The sequence below is a fragment of the Comamonas sp. NyZ500 genome (assembly GCF_016772095.1).
GTDB classification, from domain to species: domain Bacteria; phylum Pseudomonadota; class Gammaproteobacteria; order Burkholderiales; family Burkholderiaceae_C; genus Comamonas; species Comamonas thiooxydans.
In genome coordinates this window covers 228,737-255,674 of record NZ_JAEIJE010000005.1, presented here as the reverse complement: position 1 = coordinate 255,674, position 26,938 = coordinate 228,737, and the positions used below count along the sequence as shown (strand labels likewise).

Here is a 26,938-nt window from a genome sequence, read left to right as displayed (position 1 = left end):
GCGTTTCCAAGTGCTCAGCGCAGCGGCACACTGCGGTCGCCGCATGCCGCGGGCGGTCCGCCACTCTTTGCTACCGAGTGTCTCTTCCATTTGGCGCCCGCCCAGGCCAGGGTTTCGGAATCAGGACTCTGCGCTCAGGCTCAGACGCTGGGCCAGGCGCAAACGCTCCCGCGAATTGGTCAGATGGATGCGCATGGCGGCGCGTGCCGAATCGGCATCCTGGCGCACGATGGCGGCATAGATCTCCTCGTGCTCGCGGTTCACCCGGCGCAGATAGTCGGGATCGCGTGCCGGCGTATGCATGGAGGCGATGCGATTGCGCGGAATCAGCAGCGTTCCGAAATGCTGCAGGATGTCCTGGAAATACCGGTTGCCTGTGGCCTGCGCGATGCTCAGGTGAAAGGCCAGATCATGCTCGACGGTGTCGTGCCCCAGAGCGAAATGATGCTCGAACTCCTGCAGAGCCTCGCTCATGACCTTCAGATGGACTTCGCTTCGGCGCTGGGCAGCCAGACCGGCAGCCTCGGTCTCCAGACTGATGCGCAGCTCCAGCACGGCCAGCACATCGACGGACTCGCTGAGCTCGCGCGCGCTGAGCATGGGGCTTGCGCTCTGACGCGCGGGCAGCACAAACGTGCCTATGCCATGGCGGGTCTCGACCAGCCCCGCCGCCTGTAATTTGGACAAGGCTTCGCGCACCACGGTGCGGCTGACGTCATAGCTGCGCACGAGTTCGGACTCGGTGGGCAGCTTGTCCCCCTCATGCAGCAGGCCCTGGCGGATCTTGTGCTCGAACTCCTCGGACAACAGATTCGCCAGACTGCGGCTGCCCTTGCTGGTTTTGCTGCGCAGCGCGTACCCCTCCGTCAGCGGCAAAGACGGGCTTGATTGGGGTAATTCCGATGTCTGAGTACTCATGAGCCTGATGATAATGGCTTTCAGTTGTACGACAACATACCACAAAGACTCTCTATTTCAACTTCGGCCCGCAGCTCCTGCGCCGCATCAGTCATCTCAAGATGAGCACTTCTCACCAGATCCGCCACATCCGCATCACGCCGATTGCCTTCCGTGATCCGCCGCTGCTCAACGCCGCCGGCATTCACGAGCCCTGGGCACTGCGCTCCATCATCGAGATCGAGACCGCTTCCGGTCTGGTCGGCATCAACGAGAGCTATGGCGACCAACCCATGCTGGATGCCCTGGCCAAGGCCGCACCGGCCCTGGTCGGGCTCTCGCCCTGGGCCCTCAATGAAATGGAGGCCCGTGTCGCCGCCCTGGTCACTCCGCCCAAGCTCACGGCCTCGGAATTTCTGGGTCAGCAGGTCTCGCTGGCCCCTGGCACCCATGTCTCCAAGACCGTGGCCAAGGTGGTCAGCGCCTTCGAGGTCGCCATGCTGGACCTGCAGGGCCAGATGGCCCAGGCCCCCATCGTTGACCTGCTGGGCGGACCCGCACGCGACCGCGTGCCCTACTCGGCCTATCTGTTCTACAAATACGCCGAGCATGTGGGCCAGCCCTATGCACCCGACGCCTGGGGCGAAGCCCTGACGCCGGCCCAGCTCGTAATCCAGGCCCGGCGCATGATCGATCAGTACGGCTTCCAGAGCATCAAGCTCAAGGCCGGCACGCTGCCGCCCGAGCAGGAGGCCGCCGGCATCCTGGCGCTGGCCGAGGCCTTCCCCGGCACACCGCTGCGCATCGACCCCAATGGCAACTGGACCGTGGAAACCAGCCTGAAGATCGTGCAGCAATTGCGCGGCGTGCTCGAGTACTACGAAGACCCGGCCCCGGGCCTGGACGGCATGGCCGCCGTGGCACGCGAGTGCGATGTGCCACTGGCCACGAATATGGTGTTGACGGACTTTGCCGAGTTCCGCCGCAACGCCGACATGGGCTGCCCCGTGAAGATCGTACTCAGCGATCACCATTACTGGGGCGGCCTGCGCGCCACACAGCGCCTGTCCACGCTGTGCCGCACCTTCGACCTGGGCCTGTCCATGCACAGCAACTCCCATCTGGGCGTGAGTCTGGTGGCCATGACGCATCTGTGCGCCAGCGTGCCCCTGCTGACCTATGCCTGCGACACCCACTATCCGTGGCAGGACGAGGAAGTCGTCGAAGGCGGCCGCCTGCAGTTCGAGCAGGGCAGCCTGCGCGTGCCCACCACGCCCGGCCTGGGCGTGAGCCTGGACCGCGAGGCCCTGGCCCGCCTGCACGACAACTATCTGCATTGCGGCATCCGCAACCGCGACGACCTGGGGCAGATGCGCAAGTACGACCCCGCGTTCACCGGCCACCAGCCGCGCTTCTGAACCCGCTTCCACGCCATTCCAACGACAAACCCTTCCCGGAGACAAGCACCATGCAACGCCGCACACTCATCCAACATTCCCTCGCCAGCGCCCTGCTGCTGGGCACGGCCCTGGCCGCCATGCCCGCCGCCGCGCAGGGCAACTGGCCCACGGGCAAGCCCATCACCTATCTGGTGCCGTTCCCCCCCGGCGGCAATACCGACACCCTGGCGCGCGTGATTGCGCAGCCGCTGAGCAAGGCCCTGGGCACGCCCGTGGTCATCGAGAACAAGGGCGGCGCCGGCGGCAGCGTGGGCTCGGCCCTGGCGGCACGCGCCCCGGCCGACGGCTACACCATCCTGGGCGGCACCATCAGCTCGCACGCCATCAATGTCAGCCTGTACTCCAAGCTGGACTATGACCCCGTCAAGTCCTTCACGCCCGTCGCCATGCTCGGCTCCGGCCCTCTGGTGCTGGTAGTGCCTGCCTCCAGTCCCTACAAGACTCTGGCCGACGTGCTGGCTGGCAGCAAGGCCAAGGCCTCGTCGGGCGGCCTGACCTCGGCCTCTCCGGGCAACGGCACCTCCAACCACATGGCGCTGGAACTGCTGGCCTATCAGACCGGCGTGAAGTTCACCCATGTTCCCTACAAGGGCAGCGGTCCCGCCGTGCAGGATGTCATGGGCGGACAGGTGGACATGATGTTCGACACTGCTCTGGTCGTCGGCCCGCACATCCAGTCCGGCAAGCTGCGCCCCATCGCCGTGAGCAGCTCCAAACGTCTGGAATCGCTGCCCGATGTACCGACGATTGCCGAGGCCGGCGAGAAGGGTTTCGACATGGGCTCCTGGCAGGCCGTTTTCGCCCCTGCGGGCACGCCCAAGCCCATCGTGGACCGCCTGCATGCCGAAATCCTGAAGATCGTGGCCACCCCGGAAGTCCAGGCCCGCCTCAAGAACTTCGGCATGCTGCCGTCGAATATGAGCACCGTCGAGCTGGCCGATTATCAGAAGGCCGAGGTGAGCAAGTGGGCCAAGGTGATCAAGTCTGCTGGAATTAAAGCGGAATGACCCCCTGAGGCGCTTCGCGCCTTCCCCGTTGCACGGCGCCCCTTCTCGCTTCGCGGAGGGGGACGACGCCTTCGGCTGGGCGCCCCCGCCGCGAGGCGGCTCTTGCTCGGCGCCCCTTGATGGACCATGCCGGTTGCGTGGACCGCGCCAGGCGAGCAGCGAAATAGAAAATTGAGACATTGCCATGAGTACCCCCGCCCCACTTTCCATCACCATGCACCCGGCCGACAATGTGGCCATCGTCGCCAACGACGGCGGCCTGCCCGCAGGCACGGTGCTGCCCTCCGGCCTGGTGCTGGCCGACCAGGTGCCACAGGCGCACAAGGTGGCGCTGGTGGACATTCCCGAGGGCGGCGAGGTGCGCCGCTACAACGTGATCATCGGCTATGCGCTCAAACCCATTGCCGCCGGCAGCTGGGTGCACGAGCGCTTGCTGCAGATGCCCGAGGCACGCTCGCTTGAGGGCCTGCCCATCGCCACCGTCAAGCCGCCCGTGCTGGAGCCGCTGACAGGCTATAGCTTCGAGGGCTACCGCAATGCGGACGGCACGGTGGGCACGCGCAACATCCTGGCCATCACCACCACGGTGCAATGCGTGGCCGGGGTGCTCGACTTTGCCGTGCGCCGCATCAAGTCCGAGCTGCTGCCCCGATACCCTCATGTCGACGACGTGGTGGGCCTGGAGCACAGCTATGGCTGCGGCGTGGCCATCGACGCCGTGGGAGCCGAGATCCCGCAGCGCACGCTGCGCAATATCAGCCGCAACCCGAACTTCGGCGGCGAGGTCATGGTGGTCAGCCTGGGCTGCGAAAAGCTGCAGCCCGAGCGCCTGCTGCCGCCGGGCAGCTTTCCCATCGTCGACGAGCGCGAACCAGCACTCGATGTGGTCTGTCTGCAGGACGAGGCCCATGTGGGCTTTATGTCCATGATCGACTCCATCATGCGCCAGGCCGAGCAGCATCTGCGCCGCCTCGACGCCCGCCGCCGCGAGACCGTGCCCGCCAGTGCCCTGGTGGTGGGCGTGCAATGCGGTGGCAGCGACGCCTTCAGCGGCGTCACGGCCAACCCCGCCGTGGGCTTTTGCACCGACCTGCTGGTGCGCGCGGGCGCCACCGTGATGTTCAGCGAGGTGACCGAGGTGCGCGACGGCATCGACCAGCTCACCTCGCGCGCCGCAAGCCCCGAGGTGGCCGAAGCCATGATCGAGGAAATGGCCTGGTACGACGCCTATCTCGACAAGGGCCGCGTGGACCGCAGCGCCAACACCACGCCGGGCAATAAAAAAGGCGGATTGTCGAACATCGTCGAGAAGGCCATGGGCTCCATCATCAAGAGCGGCACGGCCCCCATCACCGGCGTGCTGTCGCCGGGCCAGCGGCTGGCCGATCGCGACATCAGCCAGGGCCTGGTCTATGCGGCCACGCCAGCCAGCGACTTCATCTGCGGCACGCTGCAGCTGGCGGCGGGAATGAACCTGCATGTCTTCACCACGGGCCGCGGCACGCCTTACGGTCTGGCACAGGTGCCGGTGATCAAGGTGGCCACGCGCAGCGACCTGGCGCGACGCTGGCACGATCTGATGGATATCAACGCCGGACGCATTGCCGACGGCGAGGCCACGATCGAAGACATAGGCTGGGAAATGTTCAGGCTGATGCTCGATGTCGCCAGCGGTCGCAAAAAGACCTGGGCCGAACATTGGCAGTTGCACAACGCGCTGGTGCTGTTCAACCCGGCCCCGGTGACCTGAAGCCGTACGGCGCCCTCACCTCTGAAACACTTGCCAATCCAGAGTGCTTTGCGAAGCTGCTGCCTGAGCTGCAGACAGAATCGCCGGAAACGCTGCCATGGCAGCGTTTCCGGTTTGCGCATGCGCCCTTAGGCCTGCATGGAGCCCGTCTTCAGATAGCGCTGATGCCAGTCATAAGCCTGGTCGAGCAAATGTGGCGTGTGCTTGCCCGGTGCGTCGCGCAGCGCGCGCTCCAGATACTCGCTCATCGCCGCCTTGTAGTCGGGGTGCACGCATTTCTCGATGATCAGACGCGCGCGCTGCACCGGAGCCAGGCCGCGCAGATCGGCCAGGCCCTGCTCGGTCACGATGACCTGCACGTCGTGCTCGGTGTGATCGACATGGGAGACCATGGGCACGATGCAGCTGATCTTGCCGTCCTTGGCCGTGGATGGCGTCATGAAGATGGACAGATAGGCGTTGCGTGCAAAGTCGCCGCTGCCGCCAATGCCGTTCATGATGGACGAGCCCATGACATGCGTGCTGTTGACGTTGCCGTACATATCGGCCTCGATCAGCGCGTTCATCGAAATCAAACCCATGCGGCGGATCAGCTCCGGGTGGTTCGATATCTCCTGCGGGCGCAGCATGATGCGCTGGCGGTAATAGTCGATATTGGCCAGAAAGCGCTCCATGGCCGCCGGGCTCAGCGCCAGCGAGGTGGTCGATGCGGTATCTAGCTTGCCCGACTCCAGCATGTCCAGCATGCCGTCCTGCAGAACCTCGGTATAGGCGTTCAGGTGGTCGAACGGGCCCTTGTTCAGCCCCGCCAGCACGGCGTTGGCGATATTGCCAACGCCCGACTGCAGAGGCAGCAACTCTGGCGGCAAACGGCCCGCCTTCACCTCGTGCTGCAAAAAGTCGATGATGTTCTCGGCAATGCGCATGGAGCCTTCATCGGGTGCCGTGAATGCCGCCAGCCTGTCGCGCTGGGCAGTGGGCACCACGGCAATCACCTTGCTCGGATCGCAATGCAGATAGGGTTCGCCGATGCGGTCGAACGGATGCTCCATGGGTATGGGCTTGCGCTTTGGCGGCACGGCCGCGCCGTAGTAGATATCGTGCATGCCTTCGAGCTCGGCGGGCTGGGCGCTGTTCACCTCGAGAATGATCTTGTCGGCCTGCTCCAGCCAGGTCTTGTTGTTGCCCACCGAGGTCGACGGAATCAGGCGACCGTCGGGCAGGATGCCCGCCACTTCGATCACCGCCACGTCAAGATGACCGAGGAAGCCGAACCACACATGCTGCGCCACATGGGACAGATGGATGTCCACATACTGCATGCGGCCCTCGTTGATCTCCTTGCGCACTGTTGGGTCCGACTGATAGGGCAGACGGCGTTCGATGCCATGTACCTTGGCCAGTGCGCCATCGAGTTCGGGCGAGGTCGAAGCTCCCGTCCACAGACTGATGCGGAAGTTTCCGCCGTTGGCGTTGCGCTCTTCAATGCGGCGTGCCAGTGCCTGAGGCACAGCCTTGGGTGCACCTGCGGGTGTGAAACCGCTCATGCCCAGTGTCATGCCGGATTGAATCAGGCCGGCGGCCTGGTCCGCCGTCATGATGCGCTCGCGCAAGACAGGGCAAAGCACGCGATCTGCAGGAGAAGCGGTGGAAAAGGAAGTCTGCATGTAATGTGTCTCGTCTTGCCAGCCTTCTTGAAGAGGGATGGTATTTTTTTGTAGTTCAATAGTTGCACTTTGACTGGTGCAAACCCGGATTGAACTACGACACACAGAGAGTCGCCAAGCGTAGTTGACTAGAGAAAACCCCGATGTGCTTTCTTTAAAGAAGCCGACGAAGTTGGATTCATAACTCAAAAAAGTGAGCATTCATCGCTCAACGGATAAAGGATGAAAACTTGAAACTGCTGAAATCGACCACCATGGCAGAGTTGCCAGAATGCAGGCGGAAATTACAAAATATTTGCCTGTACTCACTGCCAGCAGACATAGGCTGACAAAACCACCATGGTTCAGCAACCAGAATTCGACACATGGCTTTTGATACCTCCGGCTGGCAGCACAAGCTGCGACGCCTCGCCCACCCCCTGCAACCGCTGATCGACTCCGTACAGCTCTGGCTGCAGGCCGACGGTCTGCGCATGAGTGCCGCCATGTCGTTTTACGGCATGCTGAGCCTGGCGCCGCTGTTGCTGGCCGTCGTGGGGCTGCTCGGCTGGTGGCTGGATCGCAGCTATGTGGAAAGCACCTTGATCAGCCAGATACAGAGCGTGGTCGGGGAGCGCGCGGCACAGGTCGTCAAGAGCGCTCTGGCCAGCGCCCAGAACGCCAATCAGGGATCGCTCGCGTCCGTGCTCGGTCTGGTGATGATGCTCTCGGGCGCCACCGGTGTATTTGTGGAGTTGCAGGCTTCGCTGGACAAGCTCTGGTCCATGGGCGAAGAGTCTCGCCCGCAGGAAAACAAGCCCTGGTGGAGCATGGCCATCTCACGTCTGTGGGGATTGAGCTATGTCGTGGGCCTGGGCTTTTTGCTGCTGGTGTCCATGGTGCTTTCGACCGCCATCCAGATGATCACCAAATGGGCCAATGACGAGTTGCAGCTTGTGCCGCTGGGCCCGCTGATGGGACTGATCAACGAGGGCCTGTCCTTCGGCATTGCGGTGCTGCTGTTCTGGGGCCTGATGCGCATGGGTACCGGCATCAAACCCGTCACCAGATACCTGCTGCTGGGCTCGCTGACGGGAGCAGCCCTGTTCACCATCGGCAAACAGGCCCTGGCCTGGTATCTGTCCACCGCCGCCGTGGTATCGGCCTATGGCGCAGCCGGCTCGCTGGTGGTCGTGCTGATGTGGTTTTATTTCACCTCGGCCATCCTGCTGTTCTCGGCCGCCACGGCCAAGGCCTGCAGCAAATCCAAGGTCCAGCTGGGCGTCCCGTTTGTCTCACGCAAGCCGTCCAGCGCCACACCCATGGATGTGCAGCGTCTTCCCGAAAATGCAGGGGAGAACATATGAAGCCGCCGAGATCGACTGCCATACCTGGGCTTGCAACCATCTGCGTCATGTCGACAATGTAAAAAGGCCTGCTGATGCAGGCCTTTTGCTCGGGGCGAGGTGGAATCACTTTTCCACAAACGCACGCTCAATGACGAAGTCGCCGGGCGTGGTGGTGTTGCCTTCCTTGAAGCCGCGCTTTTCCAGCAGCTCCTTGAGTTCGGACAGCATGGCGGGGCTGCCGCACAGCATGACGCGATCGGTCTCGGGATTCAGATCGGGCAGACCCAGGTTTTGCGGGAAGGTGCCGTTGTTGATCTGGGCGGAGATACGGCCCTGGTTGCGGAATGGCTCGCGTGTCACCGTGGGGTAGTAGTGCAGCTTGCCCTTGACGATATCGCCAAGGAATTCATGCTCGGGCAATTCCTTCTCGAACAGCTCCTGATAGGCCAGCTCCTGCACCTGACGCACGCCATGCACCACGACCACGTTGTCGAAACGCTCATAGGTCTCGGGGTCGCGCGCCACAGCCAGCCAGGGAGCCAGGCCGGTGCCCGTGCCGATCAGATACAGATTCTTGCCGGGCAGCAGATAGTCGATCAGCAGCGTGCCCGTGGGCTTCTTGCCCACGATGATGGTGTCACCCACCTGGATATTCTGCAGCTTGGAAGTCAGAGGGCCTTCGGGTACCTTGATAGACAGGAACTCCAGATGCTCTTCGTAATTGGGGCTGGCGATGGAGTAGGCGCGCAGCAGATTCTTGCCATCCACCTTCAGGCCGATCATGGTGAAGTGGCCGTTGGAAAAGCGCAGCGATGTGTCGCGGGTGGTGGTGAAGGAGAAAAGACGGTCGGTCCAGTGGTGGACGGACAGCACGCGTTCTTCAAGAAAAGCACTCATGATTCGTCTGAAATAAAAACTCGAAGCAGAAAACCTGCGCGGCAAATGCTGGGCGGTGGCGGGGCACTGCAGGTCAGGGCTGCTAGCGCGTTGGCTGCCGGTTGCCAAGCGGGACAAGACCTATATTGTCCGGCAATTGCACAGAAACGGGTGAATCACACATGAATGTCTTGAGATCGAATAGTGATAAGCAGAATGAAGCTGTCCGATACCGCGGTATCGACGAAAAACTGCCCCGCCGTTCTTGACTCAGGGAAAACGCTGCTCTAGGATCATTCCCCACGCGCTTTGAACAAGCGCTTTATTTGTCTATATAAATGCTCAGATTGAGCATTAGTGATTGCGGCGACCCTGTGTCTCAGGCCATGGTCGCCCACCTAGCACCAAGGAGAATGACAATGCAGCTGCGCTGGTCCCTGCCCCTGCTGACACTGGCCGCCCTGCCCGCCTGGGCACAGGGCGTGATCAAGATTGGCGAAATCAACAGCTACAAGGCTCAACCCGCGTTTCTGGAGCCCTACAAGAAGGGAATGGAACTGGCGGTTGAACAGGTCAATGCCGCAGGCGGCATTGCCGGCAAGAAGCTGCAGCTCATCGTGCGTGACGACAATGCCACGCCGGGCGATGCCGTGCGTGCCGCAGAAGAGCTCTACACGCGCGAAAAGATCGATGTGCTCACGGGCAGTTTTCTCTCGCATGTGGGCCTGGCACTGACCGATTACGCCAAGCAGAAAAAGCGCTTCTTCCTCGCCTCCGAGCCGCTGACCGACAAGATCGTCTGGGCTGACGGCAATCACTACACCTACCGTCTGCGCGGCTCCACCTATATGCAGACCGCCATGCTGGTGGAGGAAGCGCTCAAGCTCAAGAAGAAGCGCTGGGCCATCGTCTACCCCAACTACGAATACGGCCAATCCGCGGTTGCCACCTTCAAGACGCTGATGAAGGCCAAGCAGCCCGATATCGAGTTTGTGGCCGAGCAGGCACCTGCGCTGGGCAAGATCGACGCCGGCTCCGTCGTGCAGGCGCTTGCTGACGCCAAGCCCGATGCCATCTTCAACGTGCTGTTCGCCACCGACCTGGGCAAATTCGTGCGCGAAGGCAATACACGCGGCCTGTTCAAGGGCCGTGAAGTCGTGGGCCTGCTGACGGCAGAACCCGAATACCTGGATCCGCTCAAGAAGGAAGCGCCTGTCGGCTGGACCGTGACCGGCTACCCCTGGTATTCCATCAACACCCCCGAGCACACTGCCTTCCTCAAGGCCTATCAGGCCAAGTTCAAGGACTACCCGCGTCTGGGCACCATCGTGGGCTACAACGCCATCCAGTCGATTGCTGCGGGCCTGCGCAAGACCAAGGGCGACCCCGACACCGAGAAACTGATTGCGGCCTTCAAGGGCCTGGAAGTCGCCACGCCTTTCGGCCCCATCACCTACCGGGCACAGGACAACCAGTCCACCATGGGCGCCTATATCGGCAAGACTGCCTATGACGAGAAGCTGGGGCGCGGCGTGCTGGTCAACTACCACTATGCCGACGGCAAGAACTACCAGCCCACGGACGAGGAAGTGAAGAAGCTGCGCCCCGCGACAGCGAACTGATTTCGCATCGGCGAAAATACCAGGCCACCTGCACTGCAGCAGGTGGCTTTTTCATCTCTGAACACACTATGTCGAGCTTCAGGAGCTACGCAGCATGAGTGCATCCGGCCTGCTGGCCCAGTTGCTCAACGGACTGGCCAGCGCATCGTCGCTGTTTCTGGTTTCGGTCGGGCTGTCGCTGATCTTCGGTGTCACCCGCACCATCAACTTCGCCCATGGCTCGTTCTATATGCTGGGTGCCTTCATCGCCTACAGCAGCGTGGACCTGCTCTCGCCCCATATCGGCTTCTGGCCCGCGTTGCTGCTGGCTCCGCTGGCCTGCGGCGCACTCGGGGCGCTGACCGAGACACTGCTTCTGCGTCGCATCTACAAGGCGCCAGAGCTGTTTCAGCTGCTGGCCACGTTTGCGCTGGTACTGGTCATCAAGGATGCTGCGCTGTGGCTGTGGGGCCCCGAGGAACTGTTCGGCCCGCGTGCCACAGGGCTTGAAGGCTCGGTGGAGATTCTGGGCCGCCAGTTCCCCACTTACGATCTTTTCTTGATAGCTGTCGGCCCTTGCGTCCTCCTGGGCCTGACGCTTTTGTTGACCAGGACCCGCTTTGGCACCCTGGTGCGTGCCGCCACGCAGGACCGCGAAATGGTGGGCGCCCTTGGCGTCAACCAGGCCTGGCTGTTCACCGCCGTCTTCGCACTGGGTACGCTGCTGGCAGGCCTGGGCGGAGCGCTGCAGCTGCCGCGCGAGCCCGCGAGCCTCGAGATGGACATGCTCACCATTGGCGCCGCGTTTGTGGTGGTCGTGGTCGGCGGCATGGGCAGCATACCGGGCGCCTTCATTGCCGCGTTGCTGGTGGCAGAGCTCAAAGCCGTCTGCATCTGGCTGGGCGTGCAGGAGATCGCGGGTCTTGAGCTGTCGTTCTCCAAGCTCACGCTGGTGGTGGAGTTCCTGGTCATGGCCGTGGTGCTGATCTGGCGGCCCTGGGGCCTGCTGGGCAAGCCACAGGCGCTGGCTCGCAACGCGGGCGAGCCTGAACAACCTCTGCGCCGCTCGGGGCGTGGTGCAACGGCCGCCTGGCTGGGTCTGCTGAGCGCGCTGGTGCTGCTGCCGCTGACGACGGGTGTCGCCGAAGGCGGCAGCTATGCCACCGTGCTGCTGGCCGATATCTTTGTCGCCGCGCTGTTTGCGAGCAGTCTGCACTTCATACTCGGGCCTGGCGGCATGCACTCCTTCGGTCACGCGGCCTACTTTGGCCTGGGTGCCTACGGTGCGGCACTGCTGGTGCGTACGCTGGATCTGCCCATGGAAGCGGCGCTGCTGCTCGGCCCCCTAGCCGCCGCTGCGGGCGCCCTGCTCTATGGCTGGTTCTGCGTGCGGCTGTCGGGCGTCTATCTGACCATGCTGACGCTGGCGTTTGCGCAGATCAGCTGGGCCATCGTCTTTCAGTGGGATGACTTCACGGGCGGCAGCAACGGCCTGACCGGCGTCTGGCCCCCCGAATGGGTATCGCAGGGCTCGACGTTCTACTGGCTGGCTCTGGGCATCTGCGCGCTTGGCATCTATCTGCTGCGCCGCCTGCTGTTTTCGCCGCTGGGCTATGCGCTGCGCGCATCGCGCGACTCGGCTCTGCGGGCCGATGCGATCGGCATCGACGTGCGCCGCATTCAGTGGACGGCATTCGTGATCGCCGGGCTGTTTGCCGGTCTGGCCGGAGCGCTGTTTGCCTTCAGCAAGGGCGGCGTTGCGCCCGACGCCATGTCTGTCACCAAGTCGGTGGATGCACTGGTCATGGTGCTGCTGGGCGGCGTGCAGACACTGGCCGGCCCCGTGGTGGGCGCGGCCGCCTTTACCTGGCTGCACGACACCGTGGCACGCAACACCGAATACTGGCGCGCGCTGATGGGGGCGACCATGCTGATTCTGGTGCTGCTGGCACCGCAGGGCATTGCAGGCTATGCACAACTGCTGTGGTCGCGCACATGTGGCAAGGTATGCGGCAAGGACAAAGCAGGAGCCAGGACATGAGCCTGCTGCAAGTACAGAACCTCAGCAAGGCCTTTGGCGGCGTGAAGGCCGTGCAGCAGGTCTCATTCAGCCTGCAGGCAGGCGAGCTGCTGGCCCTGATCGGCCCCAACGGCGCCGGCAAGAGCACCACCTTCAATATGGTCGGCGGCCAGCTGCCGCCCGACAGCGGCCAGGTGCTGCTTAACGGCCGTTCCATCACCGGCCTGCCGCCGCGCGCCATCTGGCGCAAGGGCGTGGGACGCACCTTCCAGATTGCACAGACTTTTGCTTCGCTCAGCGTGGTGGAAAACGTGCAGATGGCTTTGCTGTCGGCCGATCGCAGGATCTTCAGCTGGTGGCCGCGTGCCGCCAGCCACCGGCGTGCGGACGCCCTGACCCTGCTGGAACAGGTGGGCATGGCGGCTCAGGCCGATCGCCCCTGCAGCGCTCTGGCCTATGGCGATGTGAAGCGGGTGGAGCTGGCCATGGCGCTGGCCCATGATCCGCTGCTGCTGCTCATGGACGAACCCACGGCCGGCATGGCCCCGGGCGAGCGTGTCGCGCTGATGCAGCTGACGCGCCAGCTGGCGCAGCAGCGCCGCATGGGCGTGCTGTTTACCGAACACAGCATGGACGTGGTCTTCGGTCAGGCGGACCGTGTGGCCGTGCTGGTGCGCGGCCAGCTGCTGGCCGAAGGTAGGCCGCAAGCCATTCGCGACGACGCGCGCGTACAGCAGGCCTACCTCGGTACCGGCCTCGTTCTTGAAAAACAGCAATGAATCAAATGCATAGCAACCAGCGCTTGATGGATAAGGGTAAGAGCCCCAAATTGCTTGAAGTTCAGAACCTCGATGCCTGGTATGGCGCGGCCCATATCCTGCATCAGGTATCTCTGGCCGTGGGACGGGGCGAAGTCGTGGCGCTGATGGGTCGCAATGGCGCTGGCAAGTCCACCACGCTCAAGAGCATTGCCGCCCTGGTGCCGCACCGCGAGGGCAGTATCCGCTTCATGGGAGAGGCGATAGAGAAAAAAGCCTCGCACCAGATCGCGCAGCGCGGCCTGGGCTATGTGCCCGAGGATCGCCGCATCTTTACCGAGCTGACGGTGCTGGAGAACCTCGAGGTCGGCAAGCAAAAGCCTCGCCGATGGCCCGATGGCTCCGCCATGCCGCACTGGACGCCCGAAAAGCTTTTTGCGCTGTTCCCCAACCTGGGCGAGATGCCTGACCGCCTTGGCGGGCGCATGAGCGGTGGCGAGCAGCAGATGCTGAGCGTGGCCCGCACGCTGATGGGCCAGCCCTGTCTGGTGCTGCTGGACGAGCCCTCCGAGGGGGTTGCTCCGCTGATCGTCGAGCAGATGGCGCGCACGATTCTGGAGCTGAAGGCACAGGGCATAGGCATCTTGCTCAGCGAGCAGAACCTGCCGTTTGCCGAAGTCGTGGCCGACCGGGCCTATGTGCTGGAAAAAGGCCAGATCGTGCACGCGGCCAGCATGGCCGAGCTGGCGAGCGACAAGGCGGCACGCCAGCAATATCTGGGCGTCTGAAACCCTGGTCTAGCGTAACGACAGCAAGGGCGTCAGCGGGCGCAAACGGGATGAGCGCAGCAGCTTGCCGGGCAGCAGGTAGCTCCCCCCGAAAATCGGCAGTTCCACTTCGGTGAAAACCACCTCTAGATCCACGCCGCTTTGCAGCCAGGCCTGCCAGACCAGCGTGGTGCAATAGACGCCCTGGCCCGAACCCTGCAGCTGAAACGGCTTGCCCTGCTGCGCCATGGCCCAGGCCACGGCCCGCTCACGCGCACCGTGGTCTGCCGCGACCTGATACAGGCGAAAGGCCTGAGCGCGCTGAACGCCCAGGAAAAAGTCCAGCGAATCCAGCACCACGGCATCGGGTTGGCCCTCGCGTTCGGACGGCGTGGCATGCAGCACCTGCCAGTGACCGGGCCGGCCCACCAGCATGCCCACATGGCTGAAGTCACCACCGTCCACGGCCTGCACCAGTTGGCTGACGTTCTCCGTACCTTGGCGAAAGATCAGATCACCCGGCGCAGCCTGCGGCGGCAGCTGCGGCGTTGCAAAAGCCAGGCCAGCACAGCAGGCCGACAGCGCCATCACAGCGGCCGTTGCCAGCCGCCGAGAAATCACAGCTGCACTTTCCAGACGCCCTGTTCCTGGAACAGATTGATGCGCTCGCGGCGACTGCTACCATCGCGGTAGTAAACCTGAACCCTGAGCTTGGTGACCTGCTCTTCCTGGGACACAACTCGCTCCAGCACCTCGACCTTGAGCAAACCGCCGCGGGAGTTGATCAGCTTCTGACCGCTGGTCAGTATCCGGCGCAGCTTGCTCTCGAAACCTGCCAGCTCTTGCTTGGAAATATGGCGTGCCGAAATCAAACGCATGCAAGCGTCGAAATCGCCTTCGGCAATCAGTTGGTAAAAGTGCTGGACCAGTTCATCCTGACTTTGTTCAGGGGTGGTCGTGGCACAGGCCGACAGACCCAGAGCCAGAGACAGCGAGAAGGGGAGAAGCAGACATCGGCGGCGGGAAAGGGAGACAGAAGCAGACACGGACCGGGTACAGCAAAAGCAAAGAAGGCCGCAGTGTAGTCGCCACAACGGCCCTGCTCTTGCGTGCAGTCAGTGCACCGGCCTATTCGACCACCACCGGGCTGAACTCCGGTGGCGCGCCGAAGTAGGCACGCGGCGACGCAGGCTGCGCGCCATCGATGTCCTGCACGCCATACTCGCTGGCCAGCTCGGCCGTATAGAACACGCCGCCGGAGCGCTGCTCCAGACAGTCGGCATCGCCATGCAAGGCCAGTACCACCCGACCTATGAATTGCGGCGTTTCGGCGCTATCGAAGCTGTCGCCGTACTTGTCGGGTTCGGCCGCGCAGACGCGTTCGGAGCGCTCGGTCCTGACCAGTCCGGGCCAGAGCGAAACCACACTCACGCCGGCAGGCCTGAAATCGTGGGCCATGTCGAAGCTCATCTTGTCCGTGCCGGCCTTGCCCGCGCCATAAGCCGGCCCATGCATATAGCAGCGGCTGCCTGCCGACGAGATATTGACCACCAGGCCGCGCGCCGCGATCAGCAGGCCGGCCGCGCAATGACTGGCCACGTAGGTGGAACGCAGACCCACATCGAGCAGCCCGGTCATCTCCAGCGGCTTCTGCCAGAAGGGGCCGGGAACGGTCAGCGCATCGGGAATCGCAATCGCACAATTGACCAGAATGTCGAGCCGACCATGCTCGCGGCGCACACGCTCGAACAGCGCCGCCACCTGGACATCATCGCCATGGTCACAGGCCACGGCAATGCCGTGGCCGCCGGCTGCCGTCACATCGGCAGCTGTTCTGCCTACCGTGCCGGGCAGCGGCGAGTCGCCCTCCTTCACGCTGCGCCCCGTCACATAGACGGTTGCACCCGACGCACCCAGCGCCAGCGCCACACCCCGGCCCACGCCACGGCTGGCCCCCGTCACCACACATATCAAAGCCTGGTTCATGCTCTTTCCTTTGTGTCTTGAAGCAGCATGAATCTGGAGCAAACTGCGGCGCCCGGCAACGTCTGATAAGACTATGTCTTGCGATGCATGCGCTGCTGTGCCCGGGCGTGACGAGCCAACGTCTGCTGTGCCATGTGGAGCACCGGCGCATCGACCATGCGGCCGTCCAGCACGCAGACACCGCCGCCAGCCTCGGCCAGCGCCTGGCACAGGCGCTGCGCATGGGCCACGGCGGCGGGGTCGGGGTCGAAGACGGCGTGCAGGGGCTGCACCTGGGCCGGGTGAATGCACAGCTTGCCGCCAAAGCCCATGCGCCTGGCGCGCGCCGCGTCCAGTGCCAGTCGTTCGGGGTTGCGCGTTTCCACGGTCACGCCGTCCACGACCGCGCCAATGCCGGCGCGGCGCGAGGCCAGGACCAGTGCCATGCGCATGGGCAGCAGCTCTTCCTCCTCCAGCCCGCAGGCCATGCCTGCATCGACCTGGAAGTCCAGATGGCCGAAGGCCAGCCGCACCACCTGAGGAGCGGCAGCCAGGGCAGCCGCAGCGTCCAGTCCGGCCACGCTCTCGATCAGGGGCAGCAAGGCCGCCTGTGCCCCCGCAGCCCGGGCCACCGCATGCAGGGTCTGGGCACGCTCGGCCTTGGAGATCACGACACCGGCCACGCCCATCTCCACCAGCTGCGCCAGCGCGCGCAGGTCCTCGGCATGCCAGGGTGTGCCTTCGGCGTTGATGCGCACCAGCAGGCGTGCGCGCTGCGTGCCTTCCAGCGCTTCCACGGCCTGGGCCAGCGCCTGGCGCGCGCCCTCCTTGTCGGCCGGTGCCACGGCGTCCTCCCAGTCGGCGATCACCATGTCGGCACCGCTGTCCATGGCCTTTCCAAGGCGTTCGGGGCGCGTGGCAGGAACGAAAAGAAAGGAGGTGGCCTGTCGCGCCAGATCGTGCATGCGTATGTCCTTGAAGAATGGCTTATTCGGCTGAAACGCCGGCGGCCTTGATGACCTTGTTCCAACGCACCACTTCGGCCTGCAGATGGGTGCGCAGGCCTTCAGGCGTGGCCTTCTCAGGCGATACCAGGTCGGAGCTGAGCTCGGCGATGCGCTTTCTGACGTTCTCGTCCTTGATGGCCACGTTCAGTGCCTTGTTGATGGCCATGACCACCTCCTTGGGCGTGCCCTTGGGCGCATACATGCCATGCCAGACCTTGACGTCAAAGCCCTTGAGGCCCTGCTCGTCCAGCGTCGGGATATTGGGCAGCGACGACAGGCGCTGAGGTGTGGTCACGCCGAAGACCTTGGCGCGCTGACCGTCCTTGATCACGGGCACGGTCTGGGTGGTCTGGTCGCACAGCAGGTCCACCTGACCACCCATGAGGTCGTTCATCGCGGGGCCCGCGCCCTTGTAGGGCACGGTGGTGAGCTTGACGCCCGCCTGGTGCATGAACAGCATGCCGCACAACTGGGACACGGCACCGATGCCGGCATTGGCCAGAGAGACCTTGTCCTGGTTCTTCCTCACGTAGTCGAGCAGCTCGGCGAAGTTGCTGGCCGGGAAGTCCTTGCGCGACAGCAGGGTCATGGGGACGTCCAGCACCTGGCCGATGTACTCGAAGTCCTTGAGCGGGTCATAGGACAGTTTCTTGTACAGCGCCGGCGCCGTGGCCATGCCCATGTGGTGGATGAGGATGGTGTAGCCGTCCGCCTTGGCCTTGGCTACGCGGGCCGGTGCGATGGTGCCGCCCGCTCCCACGGTATTTTCCACCAGCACGCTCTGGCCCAGCACCTGCCCCATGGGGATGGCCAGCAGGCGCGCCACCACGTCGGTAGGTCCGCCCGCACTGTAGGGAACGACAAGGACAACCGACTTCTCCGGCCAGGAACTGGCTTGGGCGCCGGCGCATGCCGCCAGCGCGCAGGCGGCGGCCGCTGCGTGAACAAGGCGGCGGCGGAAAGGGTTTGTGCTTTGCATGGTTTGTCTCCTGTGCACTTTGGTGGAAGCGGGAGGCGCTCTGTGACGGCGCCTTTCCCTTGGATCCGCCGGCCGGGACCGGCGGGAGAACTCAGTCCAGCAGACGCCGCGCGCGCGGCCATTGCGCGACCTGCCACAGCCTTGCCACCGCTGCCTGGGCGGGCTCGGCTGGCACATGGCCGCCGTAGGCGATCAGCCGCAGCGCCTTGGCCGTGATTTCCTCGCGCGACAGCGTGTTGCCGGGGTCGCCCTTGGGCTCGTCGACACGGCCCTTGAGCAAACGGCCATCCGTGGTCTGCACGCTGACCTTGCCTATCCAGCGTCGGGGATAGGCAGCGTCGACCTCGGCATCAAGCTCCATGCTCACCTTGTCGCGCAGCGCCACGGTTTCCTGTGCCAGATAGTCGCGGTCGAACTCCGTCAGCCCCGCATGGCCATGACGCGCCGCCAGCGCCAGCACGGTGCCCATGGAGAACTTGCTCTGGTGCACGGTGCTCGGCCTGACCACGGGGCCCAGCACATCGATGGCGCCCTGATGCACATGACAGGTGACCTGGGCCAGGTCGGCGGGGGTCAGGTCATGGTCCTGCATGACCTGCAGCAGCGCATCGGCGGCCGGGTGGGTGTGGCGGCATGAGGCATGCCATTTGAATGAGGTCTCGGCTGTGGCCCAGCGTGTGCCCAGTCCATCGCTGAGCCGTGCCGGGTCGGCATCCGTGGACATGCCTGCCGCCAGTCCCTGCGGCCCCGTGAAGATGTCCTGCGCGCCCGTGAAGCCGTCCTGCGCCAGGAAGGCGGCCGTCAGTCCTGCTGAGGCAGCATGCGCCGTGTGCAGCTGCTTGCTGTCGGCGCCTGTGCGCAGAAACTCCCACAGCCCCGCCGACTGCGTGCCGGCCGAGCCGAAGGCATGCTGCATCTGCTCGGGCGTCAGCTTGAGCAGACGGCCCACGGCGGCAGCCGCCGCCAGCGTGCCTGCCGTGGCCGTAGTGTGGAAGATGCGGTAGTGGCTGCGGCCCAGAAACTCGCCCACCCGGATGCCGACCTCATAGCCGGCAACACAGGCCTGCATAAGCTCGACGCCGCTGGCACCAAGGCTCTGCGCCACCGCCAGCGCGGGCGGGAAGACCACGGCCGCAGGGTGGAACACCGAGCCGTTGTGCACATCGTCCTGCTCGGCCACATGCGAAGCAGCGGCGTTGGCCTGGGCCGCCATCAGAGGTGAACTGGTGGCGGCACTGCCCAGTATCTCGCAGGGGCCCGCGGCCGGGCCCTGGGACAGCGCGAAGCGCGTGATGCTCTGCACGGGGCGCGCGTTCTGGCCTGCGAGAGCGGAGCCGAACCAGTCCACCCACAGATCCTCGGCGCGGCGCTGCACCTGCAGCGGGACACCCTCCCAGCACAGCGTGGCCGCGAACCGGGCCAGCGGATGAATGCTCACTTGGGTCTCGTTCTTCATGGAATCACTCCCGCGCATACGCTGCGCACAGCTTTCACAGAGTTGCTTCTTCGGCGTACAGAGCACGGATGCGCTCGGCCGACCAGCCCAGCTCGGCCAGGATGGCCTCGCTGTGCTCGCCTACGGACGGCACAGCCTCCATGCGGTAGTCAAAGGCGCTGTTGGCACCGGGCGGCAGCAGTGCCTGCACCGGCCCGGCCGGCGTTCCCACGCTGCACCAGCGCTGACGCGCGGCCAGCTGCGGATGGGCCCATAGGCCGGCCATGTCGTTGACTCGCGCATTGGCAATGCCGGCCGCGTCCAGCCGCTGCACGACCTGGGCCGCATTCAGCGCGTTGAACACATCCAGAATCAGCGCTCGCAGCTCTTCGCGGTTGGCGTTGCGCTGCGCATTGCTGTCAAAGCGCGCATCGCTGGCCAGTGCCGGCTGCAGCAGCACCTGCTCGCAAAAAAGCTTCCATTCGCGCTCGTTCTGCAGGCCCAGCATCACCGTGCCGCCGTCGCCCGCCTCGAAGGGGCCATAGGGGTAGATGCTGGCATGCGATGCGCCCGTGCGCGGCGGCGGCGGCGCGCCCTCCCAGGCGTAGTACATGGGGTAACCCATCCACTCGCCCAGCGCCTCCAGCATGGAGACATCGATATGGCTCCCCTCACCCGTGCGGCCGCGCAGCAGCAGGGCCGACAGGATGTTGGTGTAGGCGTACATGCCGGCCGCGATGTCGGCCACCGAGATACCTGCCTTGGACGGCACCTCGGGCGTACCCGTGACCGATAGAAACCCCGCCTCGCTCTGGATCAGCAGGTCGTAGGCCTTCTTGTCGCGGTAGGGACCGTCGGCGCCATAGCCGCTGATGTCGCAGACGATGAGCTTGGGATTGTGGGCCTTCAGCACCTCCCAGGACAGACCCATGCGCGCGGCCGCGCCGGGCGCCAGGTTCTGCACCAGCACGTCGGCGCCTTCGAGCAGTTGCATCAGCGCCTCGAGTGCGTCGGGCCGCTTGAGATCGAGCTCCAGGCTTTGCTTGCTGCGGTTGATCCAGGTGAAGTGCGAGGACTGGCCGTTGACGCGCTGGTCGTAGCCGCGCGCGAAATCGCCATTTCCCGGACGCTCCACCTTGATCACGCGCGCGCCCAGATCGGCTAGCTGGCGGGTGCAGAAAGGCGCAGCCACCGCATGTTCCAGCGAGACCACGGTGATGCCGTCGAGGGGTCGAAGACTATGCTTTTTCATCTTGAAAATCCATTGCACTTTGGCGAAACTCACGACCCGAACAACTGACGCGCTCAAAGCCAGGGACAGCAAGCAAGGGCCTGGGCCGGCCACGCCGCCCCGCAGCGAGGCTGTCATCCCCCTTTGGGGGCGCCGTGCAACGGGAAGGCGCGCAGCGCCTCAGGGGGGTGTCGCACATCAAAACGAACGTGGCAGACCCAGCAGGTGCTCGGCCACATAGGAATAGATCAGGTTGGTGGAGATCGGCGCCACCTGATAGAGGCGGGTTTCGCGGAACTTGCGCTCCACGTCGTACTCGCAGGCAAAGCCGAAGCCTCCGTGGAACTGGATGCAGGCATTGGCCGCCTCCCAGCTGGCCTTGGCCGCAAGATACTTGGCCATATTGGCCTGAGCGCCCATGGACTCTCGCGCGTCGAACAGTTCGCAGGCCTTCCAGCGCATGAGATTGGCGGCCTCGACCTCGATGAAGGCATCGGCGATCGGGAACTGCACGCCCTGGTTCTGGCCTATGGGACGGCCGAACACCTGGCGGTCCTTCACGTAGTTCGTCACACGGTCCAGGAACCAGTAGCCGTCGCCTATGCACTCGGCCGCGATCAGCGTGCGCTCGGCGTTCAGGCCGTCGAGGATGTACTTGAAGCCCTTGCCTTCCTCGCCGATCAGGTTCTCCTCGGGGATCTCCAGGTCCTCGAAGAACAGCTCGTTGGTCTCGTGGTTGACCATATTGAGGATGGGGCGCACGGTCATGCCCTTCTTCTCGGCCTCGCGCAGATCGACCATGAAGATGGACATGCCCTCGCTTTTCTTCTTCACTTCCGCTAGCGGCGTGGTGCGCGCCAGCAGGATCATGAAGTCGCTGTGCTGGATGCGGCTGATCCAGACCTTCTGACCATTGATCACATAGCGCCCGTCCTTCTTCACGGCGCTGGTCTTGATCTTGGTGGTGTCCGTGCCCGTGGTGGGCTCTGTGACACCCATGGACTGCAGCCGCCATTCGCCCGAGGCGATGCGCGACAGGTATTTCTCCTTCTGCGCCTGCGAGCCATGGCGCAGCAGTGTGCCCATGTTGTACATCTGGCCGTGGCAGGCGCCCGAGTTGCCGCCGCAGCGGTTGATCTCCTCCATGATGACGCTGGCCTCGGTCAGGCCCAGGCCGCTGCCGCCGTACTCCTGCGGAATCAGCGCGGCCAGCCAGCCTGCGTTCGTGAGCGCGTTGACGAAGGCTTCGGGGTAGACGCGCTGCTCGTCGATCTTGCGGAAATACTCGTCGGGGAACTGCGCACACAGCGCGCGGATGGCATCGCGGATCTCATGGTGGTTATTCGAGCTGGTATGTTCGATCATTTAAAGCCTTTTGGCCTATAACGCTTATCCATCAAGCGTCATATGCTATGGTTTTTAATTCTTCAGGACACCGTGGCCGTAGCCTGCATGGTGAGAAAGCCGTCGTGGTCCTGAGCCCACAGGTCGATGGTCCTGCCGTCATCGCGCGGCTTTCCGTGCACGCTGAAAGGATGCAGGTCGAAGGTCGGTCGCAAGGCCTTGAAGTCGAACGCAACCACCCTGACGCCGGGCAGCTGGCGGCGCAGCAGATCGAGCAGCAGCGTGGCAATCAGCGGACCATGCACGATCAGGCCCGGGTAGCCCTCAACCTGGGTCACGTACCGGCGGTCGTAGTGGATGCGGTGGCCGTTGAAGGTCAGCGCCGAGTAGCGAAACAGCAAGATGTCGTCGGGCACGATGCTGCGCGACCAGGCAGCCTGGCCCGCGAGCGGCGGCTGCGGTGGCGGCACCGGGTCGCCAGGTCTTGCAGCGGCTCGGTAGACGATGTCGTGCTCTTCGGTCAGCGCCAGGCCGTCGTGATTCAAGAACCGGTGCTCCACCAGCACGAACAGCAGCTCGCCCGAGCGTCCGGTCTTGTGCTGCACGCTGCGGATGGTGGAGACGCGCTGCACCTCCTGCCCCACACGCAGCGGATTGTCTGTCTCCCAGCGCAGCCGTCCGCCCGCCCACATGCGGCGCGGCAGCGGCACGGGCGGCAGGAAGCCGCCGCGCCGGGGATGCCCGTCGGGGCCGATCTCGCTCTGGCGCGCATGCGGCAGGAAATACAGCCAGTGCCATAGCGCAGGCACGGCTGAGCCATCCTCAGGCACGGGATCGTCACGATCCAGCGTGGCCGAGAGGGCACGCAGCGGAGCTGCGGTGATGATGTCGGACATGGTCTCGCTGCGCTCCTGCCAAGACTGGAGCTTGGTCAGGGTGGCTGCGTCGATCTGGACAGTGTTCGGGTGCATGGATGGAAGTGCTGGAAGAGATTCAGTTCACCGTGGCGCCGGAGGTCTTCACGATATGCGCCCATTTGGCGATGTCCTGCTTGAGAACGGCAGCCAGCTCGTCAGGCGTGACTTGACGCTCTGGCGTGCCCGCAAGCTCCACGCCCTGAGCCTGCAACTGGGCTCGCATGTCCTTGTCCGCCATGGCCTGCTGCATGCCTTCGCGCAGCCGGCTCATCACCGCAGGCGGCAGGCCGCGCGGCGCGAACAGGGCAATCCACAGCGTGCCGTTGTATCCGGGCACGAACTCGCCCAGCGATGGCACGTCGGGCAGCAAGGGCGAGCGCGCTGCGCTGCTGACCGCCAGTGCCCGCAGCTTGCCCGACTTGATGTACTGCAGCGTGGACGGCAGGCTGCCGAACAGCAGCGGTAGCTGCCCGCCCAGCACATCGTTAAGTGCCGGCGCCACGCCCTTGTAGGGGACATGCTGCAGCTGCACGCCGGCCATCTGGTTAAGCATCTCGCCCAGCAAGTGGTTGAGCGTACCGTTGCCTGCCGATGCATATTGCAACTCGCCGGGCTTGGACCTGACCAGGGCCAGCAGCTCGGGAACGGTGCGGGCAGGAAATGATGGATGGGCCAGCAGCACATTGGGCACGGCGCCGATCATGCTCACCGGCGTGAAGTCGCCCACGGGATCGAAGCCCGGCGACTTGTAGAGTGCGGGATTGATGGCCTGGCTGCTGCTGATGGTCATCAGCAATGTATGGCCGTCCCTGGCGGCCTTCGCCACGGCCTGGGTACCGATGTTGCCGCCGGCACCGGGGCGGTTCTCGACCACCGTGCCCACGGACAGCTTCTCGCCCAGTTTCTGTGCCACGATGCGGCCCACGATGTCATTGGTTCCGCCCGCTGCCTGGGGCACCACCAGCACGATGGGGCGGGCGGGATAGGAGGTCTGCGCCCAGGTCGGCAGGCCCAGGGTCAGCAGGGCGCCGGCGCAGAGGCTGCGGCGCGATACCGATGGAGTGGAGGGCGGGGCTGATCGGACTGGCACGGCGACTGTCTCCTCTTTTGGGGTTGATAGCCCTATGCTCGCTGGCGCCAGCTCTGTGCACAATCTCTGATATTGGAATCAAGCCTTTTGTTTTTCCGAAGCCTTGACTTGATTGGTATAAACCATGAGCCGCCATGCAATTCGATCTCAAGGATTTAAGACTCTTTGTTTTGATAGCACAGACAGGAAGCCTGACAAGGGCGTCCGAACAGTCTCACCTATCGCTTGCAGCTACCAGCGCACGTGTCAAGGCACTGGAGGAGCAGGCCGGCATGCCTTTGCTGATACGAGAGGCTAGAGGGGTAAAGCTGTCGGCACCCGGCGAGGCCTTTTTGCACCATGCGCGCGCCATGCTGCAGCATTCGCAGCAATTGCAAGCCGACCTGCAGGAGTACGGCGCGGGCCTGCGCGGCCATGTGCGCGTATTCGCCAACACCACGGCCGTGACGGAGTTCATGCCCGACATACTTGCGGCCTACCTCACCCAGCACCCGCACATCAGCGTGGACCTGCAGGAGCGCCCCAATGCCGGCATTGCCACCGACATCCGCGACGGCCGCGCCGACCTGGGCATCGTGGCCGGCGAGGTGGACACACACGGCCTGCGCGTGCTGCATTTCAGCACCGACCGGCTGGTGCTGGTGACCCCCGACACCGCGCGCTGGGCGGACATGAGCAGCGTGGCCTTTGCCGATGTGCTGCACGAGCGCTTTGTGGGCATGCACCGTAGCAGCACGCTGCAGACCTTTCTGGAGCGGCTGAGCCAGCAACTGGGCACCACGCTGAAGCTGCGCATACAGTTGTCCAGCTTCGACTCGATGTGCCGCATGGTCGCGGCAGGCGTGGGCGTGGCCGTGGTGCCCGAGACCGTGGCCCAGCGCTACCGCGGCCTGCCGCGCGTCTGCCGCGTGCCGCTGACCGACGCCTGGGCAGTGCGCCCCCGCTATATGTTGGTGCGCGAGGAACAGCAGGTATCGGTCCAGCTGCAGGAACTGATGGACGCCATCGCTGCCTACCATGAGCACGGCGAGAGCAACGTGACGCAGAGCGAATCTGGCCGCTAGAACGACGCCGCGGCGAGCACGCGTGATCGCAGCCGCGGCAGGTCGATGACGGTGATGCCGCCGTATTCGATCTCTATCAGGCCGGCCGCCGCCAGGCGCCGCAGCGCTGCGTTGCAGCGCTGGCGCGACAGGCCAGAGAGGTTGGCAATCTCCTCCTGGGACACCCGCAGGCGCGGGTCGCTGCCCGGATGCAGCCAGGGGTGGAACAGGCCTACCAGTGCACGCGCCACCTGACTGTCGGTATCGAGCAGATGGTGGGCCGCAAAGTTGCCCAGGAACCAGTGCATGCGCTCGTTGATCTGACGCAGCAAAAAGGCTTCGAAGCTGCGCTCGCTGCCGCGCAGCCATTCAAAGACCTCGGCGGGCATCAAGGCCACGCGGCTGTCGCGCAGAGCGATCACGTCCGCCGTGCGCGCCACTCCGCGCAGCACCGTTCCCTCGCCGAACCAGCTGCCCACCGACAAGCCGCCCAGCGTGACAGAGCGGCCGTCGGCGCTGCTCACCGACCATTTGAGCAGCCCTTCGATGGCGCCATACCAGTGCCGAGGCGCATCTCCCATACGGCACAGCGCAGTGCCCGCGGGCAGGTCCACCTCGCGCATCTCCGCACGCACGCGTTCGCGCACGGCAACGTCGAGCACGGGAAACCAGGCCGAGCCGGAGAGCAGTTCGTCGAGGGTGGGACGGGCCGCGGCCGTTGAGCGGTGATGGCGGGCGATGGTGAAGCTCCTTGCGTACTTACCCCGAGGTCAAATGTCATCGCAACGACTGATTCGTGCAGGGGTGAAAAAAATAATAGCTGACGACCCAACCCCACGCATCAGGAGACGCCATGAGCAAGCGCAAAGTGATCGTGACCATTGCCCCCACGGGCGGCATGGCCCACAAATCGCAGAACCCCCATCTCCCTACCCAGCCGGACGAAATCGCCGAGGACGTGGTGCGCTGCTTCAATGCGGGCGCCAGCGTGGCCGCCATCCATGCGCGCCGCCCCGACGACGGCGCCACCTGCAATGCCGACATCTACCGCGACATCAACACCCGCATCCGCGCTGCGGGCTGCGACATCGTGATCAACAACTCCACGGGTGGTGGCGTGCACGGCGACATGGTGCGCGAGCTGCAGGGCGGGCGCTGGGAAATCGCCTGGGAGGAGCGCATCAAGGGCATGGACGCAGGCGCCGAGATGTGCACGCTGGATGCGACCACGCTGAACCTGAGCTTCGGAGGGCGCGAGATCCTCATGGACACGCCGCTGTCCCGAGGCCGCGAGCTGGCCGTAGGCATGAAGGCGCGCGGCATCAAGCCAGAGTGGGAAGTCTTCGCACACACCCATATCCTGCAGGACGTGACGACGCTGATCGAGGAAGACCACGATGCCGCACCGCACTTCATCAACCTGGTGATGAATGTCCACCGCAACTTCCAGAACGCCATGCCGTTCTCGCCGCGCTATCTGCAGCAGATGGTGGACGTTCTGCCCGCCAACAGCATCTTCTGCGTCAGCGGCATCGGCCCCTCGCAGCTGGAGGCCAATGTGGCTGCGCTGCTGCTGGGCGGCCATGCGCGTGTGGGCCTGGAGGACAACCTCTACTACCGCCAGGGCGAACTGGCCACCAATGTGCAGCTGACGGAGCGCATCGTGCGCCTGATCCGCGAGCTCGACATGGAGCCCGCCACACCCGAGGAAGCACGTCAGATCATGGGGCTGCAACGCAGTGGCATGCCGCGACCCGCGTTCGCGCCCGCCGCCATGGCACAGGCTGCCTGAGCCG

The 26,938-nt window shown here is 64.4% G+C and carries 24 protein-coding genes; 10 read left to right on the top strand and 14 right to left on the bottom strand.

All coding sequences use genetic code 11. From position 1 onward, the window contains the following. Positions 1-120: 120 nt before the first annotated feature. On the bottom strand, positions 121-918 hold the full coding sequence (locus JAO85_RS10795; RefSeq protein ID WP_041743873.1) for a FadR/GntR family transcriptional regulator: 798 nt from the start codon (positions 916-918) through the stop codon (positions 121-123). Positions 919-1,019: 101 nt separating this feature from the next. Between JAO85_RS10795 and JAO85_RS10790 the strand changes: the two genes are divergently transcribed. From JAO85_RS10790 to garD, 3 genes are all read left to right on the top strand, one after another. After that, complete coding sequence (locus tag JAO85_RS10790) at positions 1,020-2,315, top strand: glucarate dehydratase family protein (protein WP_202788066.1); 1,296 nt, start codon at positions 1,020-1,022, stop codon at positions 2,313-2,315. 50 nt (positions 2,316-2,365) lie between these two features. Then, positions 2,366-3,364 (top strand): tripartite tricarboxylate transporter substrate binding protein, encoded by a 999-nt coding sequence (locus JAO85_RS10785; RefSeq protein ID WP_012836720.1) that lies wholly within the window; start codon positions 2,366-2,368, stop codon positions 3,362-3,364. Positions 3,365-3,548: 184 nt separating this feature from the next. Continuing rightward, positions 3,549-5,114: a galactarate dehydratase gene (gene garD, locus JAO85_RS10780; RefSeq protein ID WP_054073312.1), complete on the top strand. Its 1,566-nt coding sequence runs from the start codon at positions 3,549-3,551 to the stop codon at positions 5,112-5,114. Positions 5,115-5,242: 128 nt separating this feature from the next. On the opposite strand, the gene JAO85_RS10775 is transcribed toward garD, so the two are convergent. Continuing rightward, the gene (locus tag JAO85_RS10775) at positions 5,243-6,781 is read right to left on the bottom strand and encodes an acetyl-CoA hydrolase/transferase family protein (RefSeq protein ID WP_087866041.1); all 1,539 of its coding nucleotides are present in this window, start codon (positions 6,779-6,781) and stop codon (positions 5,243-5,245) included. Positions 6,782-7,146: 365 nt separating this feature from the next. Between JAO85_RS10775 and JAO85_RS10770 the strand changes: the two genes are divergently transcribed. After that, a complete protein-coding gene (locus tag JAO85_RS10770) occupies positions 7,147-8,127 on the top strand; it encodes a YihY/virulence factor BrkB family protein (RefSeq protein WP_202788065.1) in 981 nt (326 codons plus the stop codon). 105 nt (positions 8,128-8,232) lie between these two features. Here JAO85_RS10770 and JAO85_RS10765 read toward each other — a convergent pair whose 3' ends face one another. Further along, positions 8,233-9,006, bottom strand: coding sequence for a ferredoxin--NADP reductase (locus JAO85_RS10765; protein WP_003059561.1), 774 nt, complete (start codon positions 9,004-9,006; stop codon positions 8,233-8,235). 398 nt (positions 9,007-9,404) lie between these two features. Between JAO85_RS10765 and JAO85_RS10760 the strand changes: the two genes are divergently transcribed. From JAO85_RS10760 to JAO85_RS10745, 4 genes are all read left to right on the top strand, one after another. Further along, positions 9,405-10,607 carry an ABC transporter substrate-binding protein gene (locus JAO85_RS10760; protein WP_202788064.1) on the top strand — a complete coding sequence of 401 codons (1,203 nt, stop codon included), beginning with the start codon at positions 9,405-9,407 and terminating at the stop codon, positions 10,605-10,607. 94 nt (positions 10,608-10,701) lie between these two features. Further along, positions 10,702-12,627, top strand: a complete 1,926-nt coding sequence (locus JAO85_RS10755; protein ID WP_202788063.1) for an ABC transporter permease — start codon at positions 10,702-10,704, stop codon at positions 12,625-12,627. Beyond that, positions 12,624-13,385 carry an ABC transporter ATP-binding protein gene (locus tag JAO85_RS10750; protein WP_202788062.1) on the top strand — a complete coding sequence of 254 codons (762 nt, stop codon included), beginning with the start codon at positions 12,624-12,626 and terminating at the stop codon, positions 13,383-13,385. Before JAO85_RS10755 ends, JAO85_RS10750 begins: the two co-directional genes overlap by 4 nt. After that, positions 13,382-14,152: an ABC transporter ATP-binding protein gene (locus tag JAO85_RS10745; protein ID WP_202788061.1), complete on the top strand. Its 771-nt coding sequence runs from the start codon at positions 13,382-13,384 to the stop codon at positions 14,150-14,152. Before JAO85_RS10750 ends, JAO85_RS10745 begins: the two co-directional genes overlap by 4 nt. Positions 14,153-14,161: 9 nt before the next feature. On the opposite strand, the gene JAO85_RS10740 is transcribed toward JAO85_RS10745, so the two are convergent. The 10 genes from JAO85_RS10740 to JAO85_RS10695 all read right to left on the bottom strand — a co-directional run bounded on the left by JAO85_RS10740 (position 14,162) and on the right by JAO85_RS10695 (position 24,099). Further along, positions 14,162-14,752 (bottom strand): YiiX/YebB-like N1pC/P60 family cysteine hydrolase, encoded by a 591-nt coding sequence (locus JAO85_RS10740; RefSeq protein WP_202788060.1) that lies wholly within the window; start codon positions 14,750-14,752, stop codon positions 14,162-14,164. Further along, complete coding sequence (locus tag JAO85_RS10735; RefSeq protein WP_202788059.1) at positions 14,749-15,177, bottom strand: DUF4878 domain-containing protein; 429 nt, start codon at positions 15,175-15,177, stop codon at positions 14,749-14,751. The genes JAO85_RS10740 and JAO85_RS10735 overlap by 4 nt, the downstream gene beginning before the upstream one ends. Before the next feature lie 82 nt (positions 15,178-15,259). Next, positions 15,260-16,117: an SDR family NAD(P)-dependent oxidoreductase gene (locus JAO85_RS10730; protein ID WP_202788058.1), complete on the bottom strand. Its 858-nt coding sequence runs from the start codon at positions 16,115-16,117 to the stop codon at positions 15,260-15,262. A gap of 71 nt (positions 16,118-16,188) precedes the next feature. Continuing rightward, a complete protein-coding gene (locus JAO85_RS10725; protein ID WP_202788057.1) occupies positions 16,189-17,061 on the bottom strand; it encodes a CoA ester lyase in 873 nt (290 codons plus the stop codon). Positions 17,062-17,083: 22 nt separating this feature from the next. Beyond that, positions 17,084-18,082, bottom strand: coding sequence for a tripartite tricarboxylate transporter substrate binding protein BugD (locus JAO85_RS10720; protein ID WP_202788056.1), 999 nt, complete (start codon positions 18,080-18,082; stop codon positions 17,084-17,086). 91 nt (positions 18,083-18,173) lie between these two features. Beyond that, entirely contained in the window at positions 18,174-19,538 is a 1,365-nt protein-coding gene (locus JAO85_RS10715; protein ID WP_202788055.1) for an MmgE/PrpD family protein, read from the bottom strand. A gap of 34 nt (positions 19,539-19,572) precedes the next feature. After that, a complete protein-coding gene (locus JAO85_RS10710; protein ID WP_202788054.1) occupies positions 19,573-20,769 on the bottom strand; it encodes a CaiB/BaiF CoA-transferase family protein in 1,197 nt (398 codons plus the stop codon). 177 nt (positions 20,770-20,946) lie between these two features. Beyond that, positions 20,947-22,113 (bottom strand): acyl-CoA dehydrogenase family protein, encoded by a 1,167-nt coding sequence (locus JAO85_RS10705; RefSeq protein ID WP_202788053.1) that lies wholly within the window; start codon positions 22,111-22,113, stop codon positions 20,947-20,949. A 62-nt stretch (positions 22,114-22,175) separates the two neighbouring features. Beyond that, positions 22,176-23,063 (bottom strand): MaoC family dehydratase N-terminal domain-containing protein, encoded by an 888-nt coding sequence (locus JAO85_RS10700; RefSeq protein WP_202788052.1) that lies wholly within the window; start codon positions 23,061-23,063, stop codon positions 22,176-22,178. A 22-nt stretch (positions 23,064-23,085) separates the two neighbouring features. Next, complete coding sequence (locus JAO85_RS10695; RefSeq protein WP_039049419.1) at positions 23,086-24,099, bottom strand: tripartite tricarboxylate transporter substrate binding protein; 1,014 nt, start codon at positions 24,097-24,099, stop codon at positions 23,086-23,088. Between the two features lie 134 nt (positions 24,100-24,233). Here JAO85_RS10695 and JAO85_RS10690 point away from each other — a divergent pair, with 134 nt between their 5' ends. After that, the gene (locus JAO85_RS10690) at positions 24,234-25,163 is read left to right on the top strand and encodes a LysR substrate-binding domain-containing protein (RefSeq protein ID WP_202788051.1); all 930 of its coding nucleotides are present in this window, start codon (positions 24,234-24,236) and stop codon (positions 25,161-25,163) included. Here the strand turns inward: JAO85_RS10690 and JAO85_RS10685 are convergent. Beyond that, the gene (locus JAO85_RS10685; RefSeq protein ID WP_240487497.1) at positions 25,160-25,804 is read right to left on the bottom strand and encodes a Crp/Fnr family transcriptional regulator; all 645 of its coding nucleotides are present in this window, start codon (positions 25,802-25,804) and stop codon (positions 25,160-25,162) included. The genes JAO85_RS10690 and JAO85_RS10685 overlap by 4 nt on opposite strands. Before the next feature lie 191 nt (positions 25,805-25,995). Between JAO85_RS10685 and JAO85_RS10680 the strand changes: the two genes are divergently transcribed. Next, entirely contained in the window at positions 25,996-26,934 is a 939-nt protein-coding gene (locus JAO85_RS10680; protein WP_054073327.1) for a 3-keto-5-aminohexanoate cleavage protein, read from the top strand. Positions 26,935-26,938: the final 4 nt, after the last annotated feature.

Excerpts from the sequence above, each read along its gene's own strand:
- JAO85_RS10745 (WP_202788061.1), top strand. The coding sequence starts at position 13,382 with ATGAATCAAATGCATAGCAACCAGCGCTTGATGGATAAGGGTAAGAGC.
- JAO85_RS10755 (WP_202788063.1), top strand. The coding sequence starts at position 10,702 with ATGAGTGCATCCGGCCTGCTGGCCCAGTTGCTCAACGGACTGGCCAGC.
- JAO85_RS10680 (WP_054073327.1), top strand. The coding sequence starts at position 25,996 with ATGAGCAAGCGCAAAGTGATCGTGACCATTGCCCCCACGGGCGGCATG.
- JAO85_RS10730 (WP_202788058.1), bottom strand. The coding sequence starts at position 16,117 with ATGAACCAGGCTTTGATATGTGTGGTGACGGGGGCCAGCCGTGGCGTG.
- JAO85_RS10765 (WP_003059561.1), bottom strand. The coding sequence starts at position 9,006 with ATGAGTGCTTTTCTTGAAGAACGCGTGCTGTCCGTCCACCACTGGACC.
- JAO85_RS10760 (WP_202788064.1), top strand. The coding sequence starts at position 9,405 with ATGCAGCTGCGCTGGTCCCTGCCCCTGCTGACACTGGCCGCCCTGCCC.
- JAO85_RS10720 (WP_202788056.1), bottom strand. The coding sequence starts at position 18,082 with ATGCAAAGCACAAACCCTTTCCGCCGCCGCCTTGTTCACGCAGCGGCC.
- JAO85_RS10725 (WP_202788057.1), bottom strand. The coding sequence starts at position 17,061 with ATGCACGATCTGGCGCGACAGGCCACCTCCTTTCTTTTCGTTCCTGCC.
- JAO85_RS10700 (WP_202788052.1), bottom strand. The coding sequence starts at position 23,063 with ATGCACCCGAACACTGTCCAGATCGACGCAGCCACCCTGACCAAGCTC.
- JAO85_RS10790 (WP_202788066.1), top strand. The coding sequence starts at position 1,020 with ATGAGCACTTCTCACCAGATCCGCCACATCCGCATCACGCCGATTGCC.
- JAO85_RS10710 (WP_202788054.1), bottom strand. The coding sequence starts at position 20,769 with ATGAAAAAGCATAGTCTTCGACCCCTCGACGGCATCACCGTGGTCTCG.
- JAO85_RS10690 (WP_202788051.1), top strand. The coding sequence starts at position 24,234 with ATGCAATTCGATCTCAAGGATTTAAGACTCTTTGTTTTGATAGCACAG.
- JAO85_RS10775 (WP_087866041.1), bottom strand. The coding sequence starts at position 6,781 with ATGCAGACTTCCTTTTCCACCGCTTCTCCTGCAGATCGCGTGCTTTGC.
- JAO85_RS10770 (WP_202788065.1), top strand. The coding sequence starts at position 7,147 with ATGGCTTTTGATACCTCCGGCTGGCAGCACAAGCTGCGACGCCTCGCC.
- JAO85_RS10705 (WP_202788053.1), bottom strand. The coding sequence starts at position 22,113 with ATGATCGAACATACCAGCTCGAATAACCACCATGAGATCCGCGATGCC.
- JAO85_RS10785 (WP_012836720.1), top strand. The coding sequence starts at position 2,366 with ATGCAACGCCGCACACTCATCCAACATTCCCTCGCCAGCGCCCTGCTG.
- garD (WP_054073312.1), top strand. The coding sequence starts at position 3,549 with ATGAGTACCCCCGCCCCACTTTCCATCACCATGCACCCGGCCGACAAT.
- JAO85_RS10750 (WP_202788062.1), top strand. The coding sequence starts at position 12,624 with ATGAGCCTGCTGCAAGTACAGAACCTCAGCAAGGCCTTTGGCGGCGTG.
- JAO85_RS10795 (WP_041743873.1), bottom strand. The coding sequence starts at position 918 with ATGAGTACTCAGACATCGGAATTACCCCAATCAAGCCCGTCTTTGCCG.
- JAO85_RS10715 (WP_202788055.1), bottom strand. The coding sequence starts at position 19,538 with ATGAAGAACGAGACCCAAGTGAGCATTCATCCGCTGGCCCGGTTCGCG.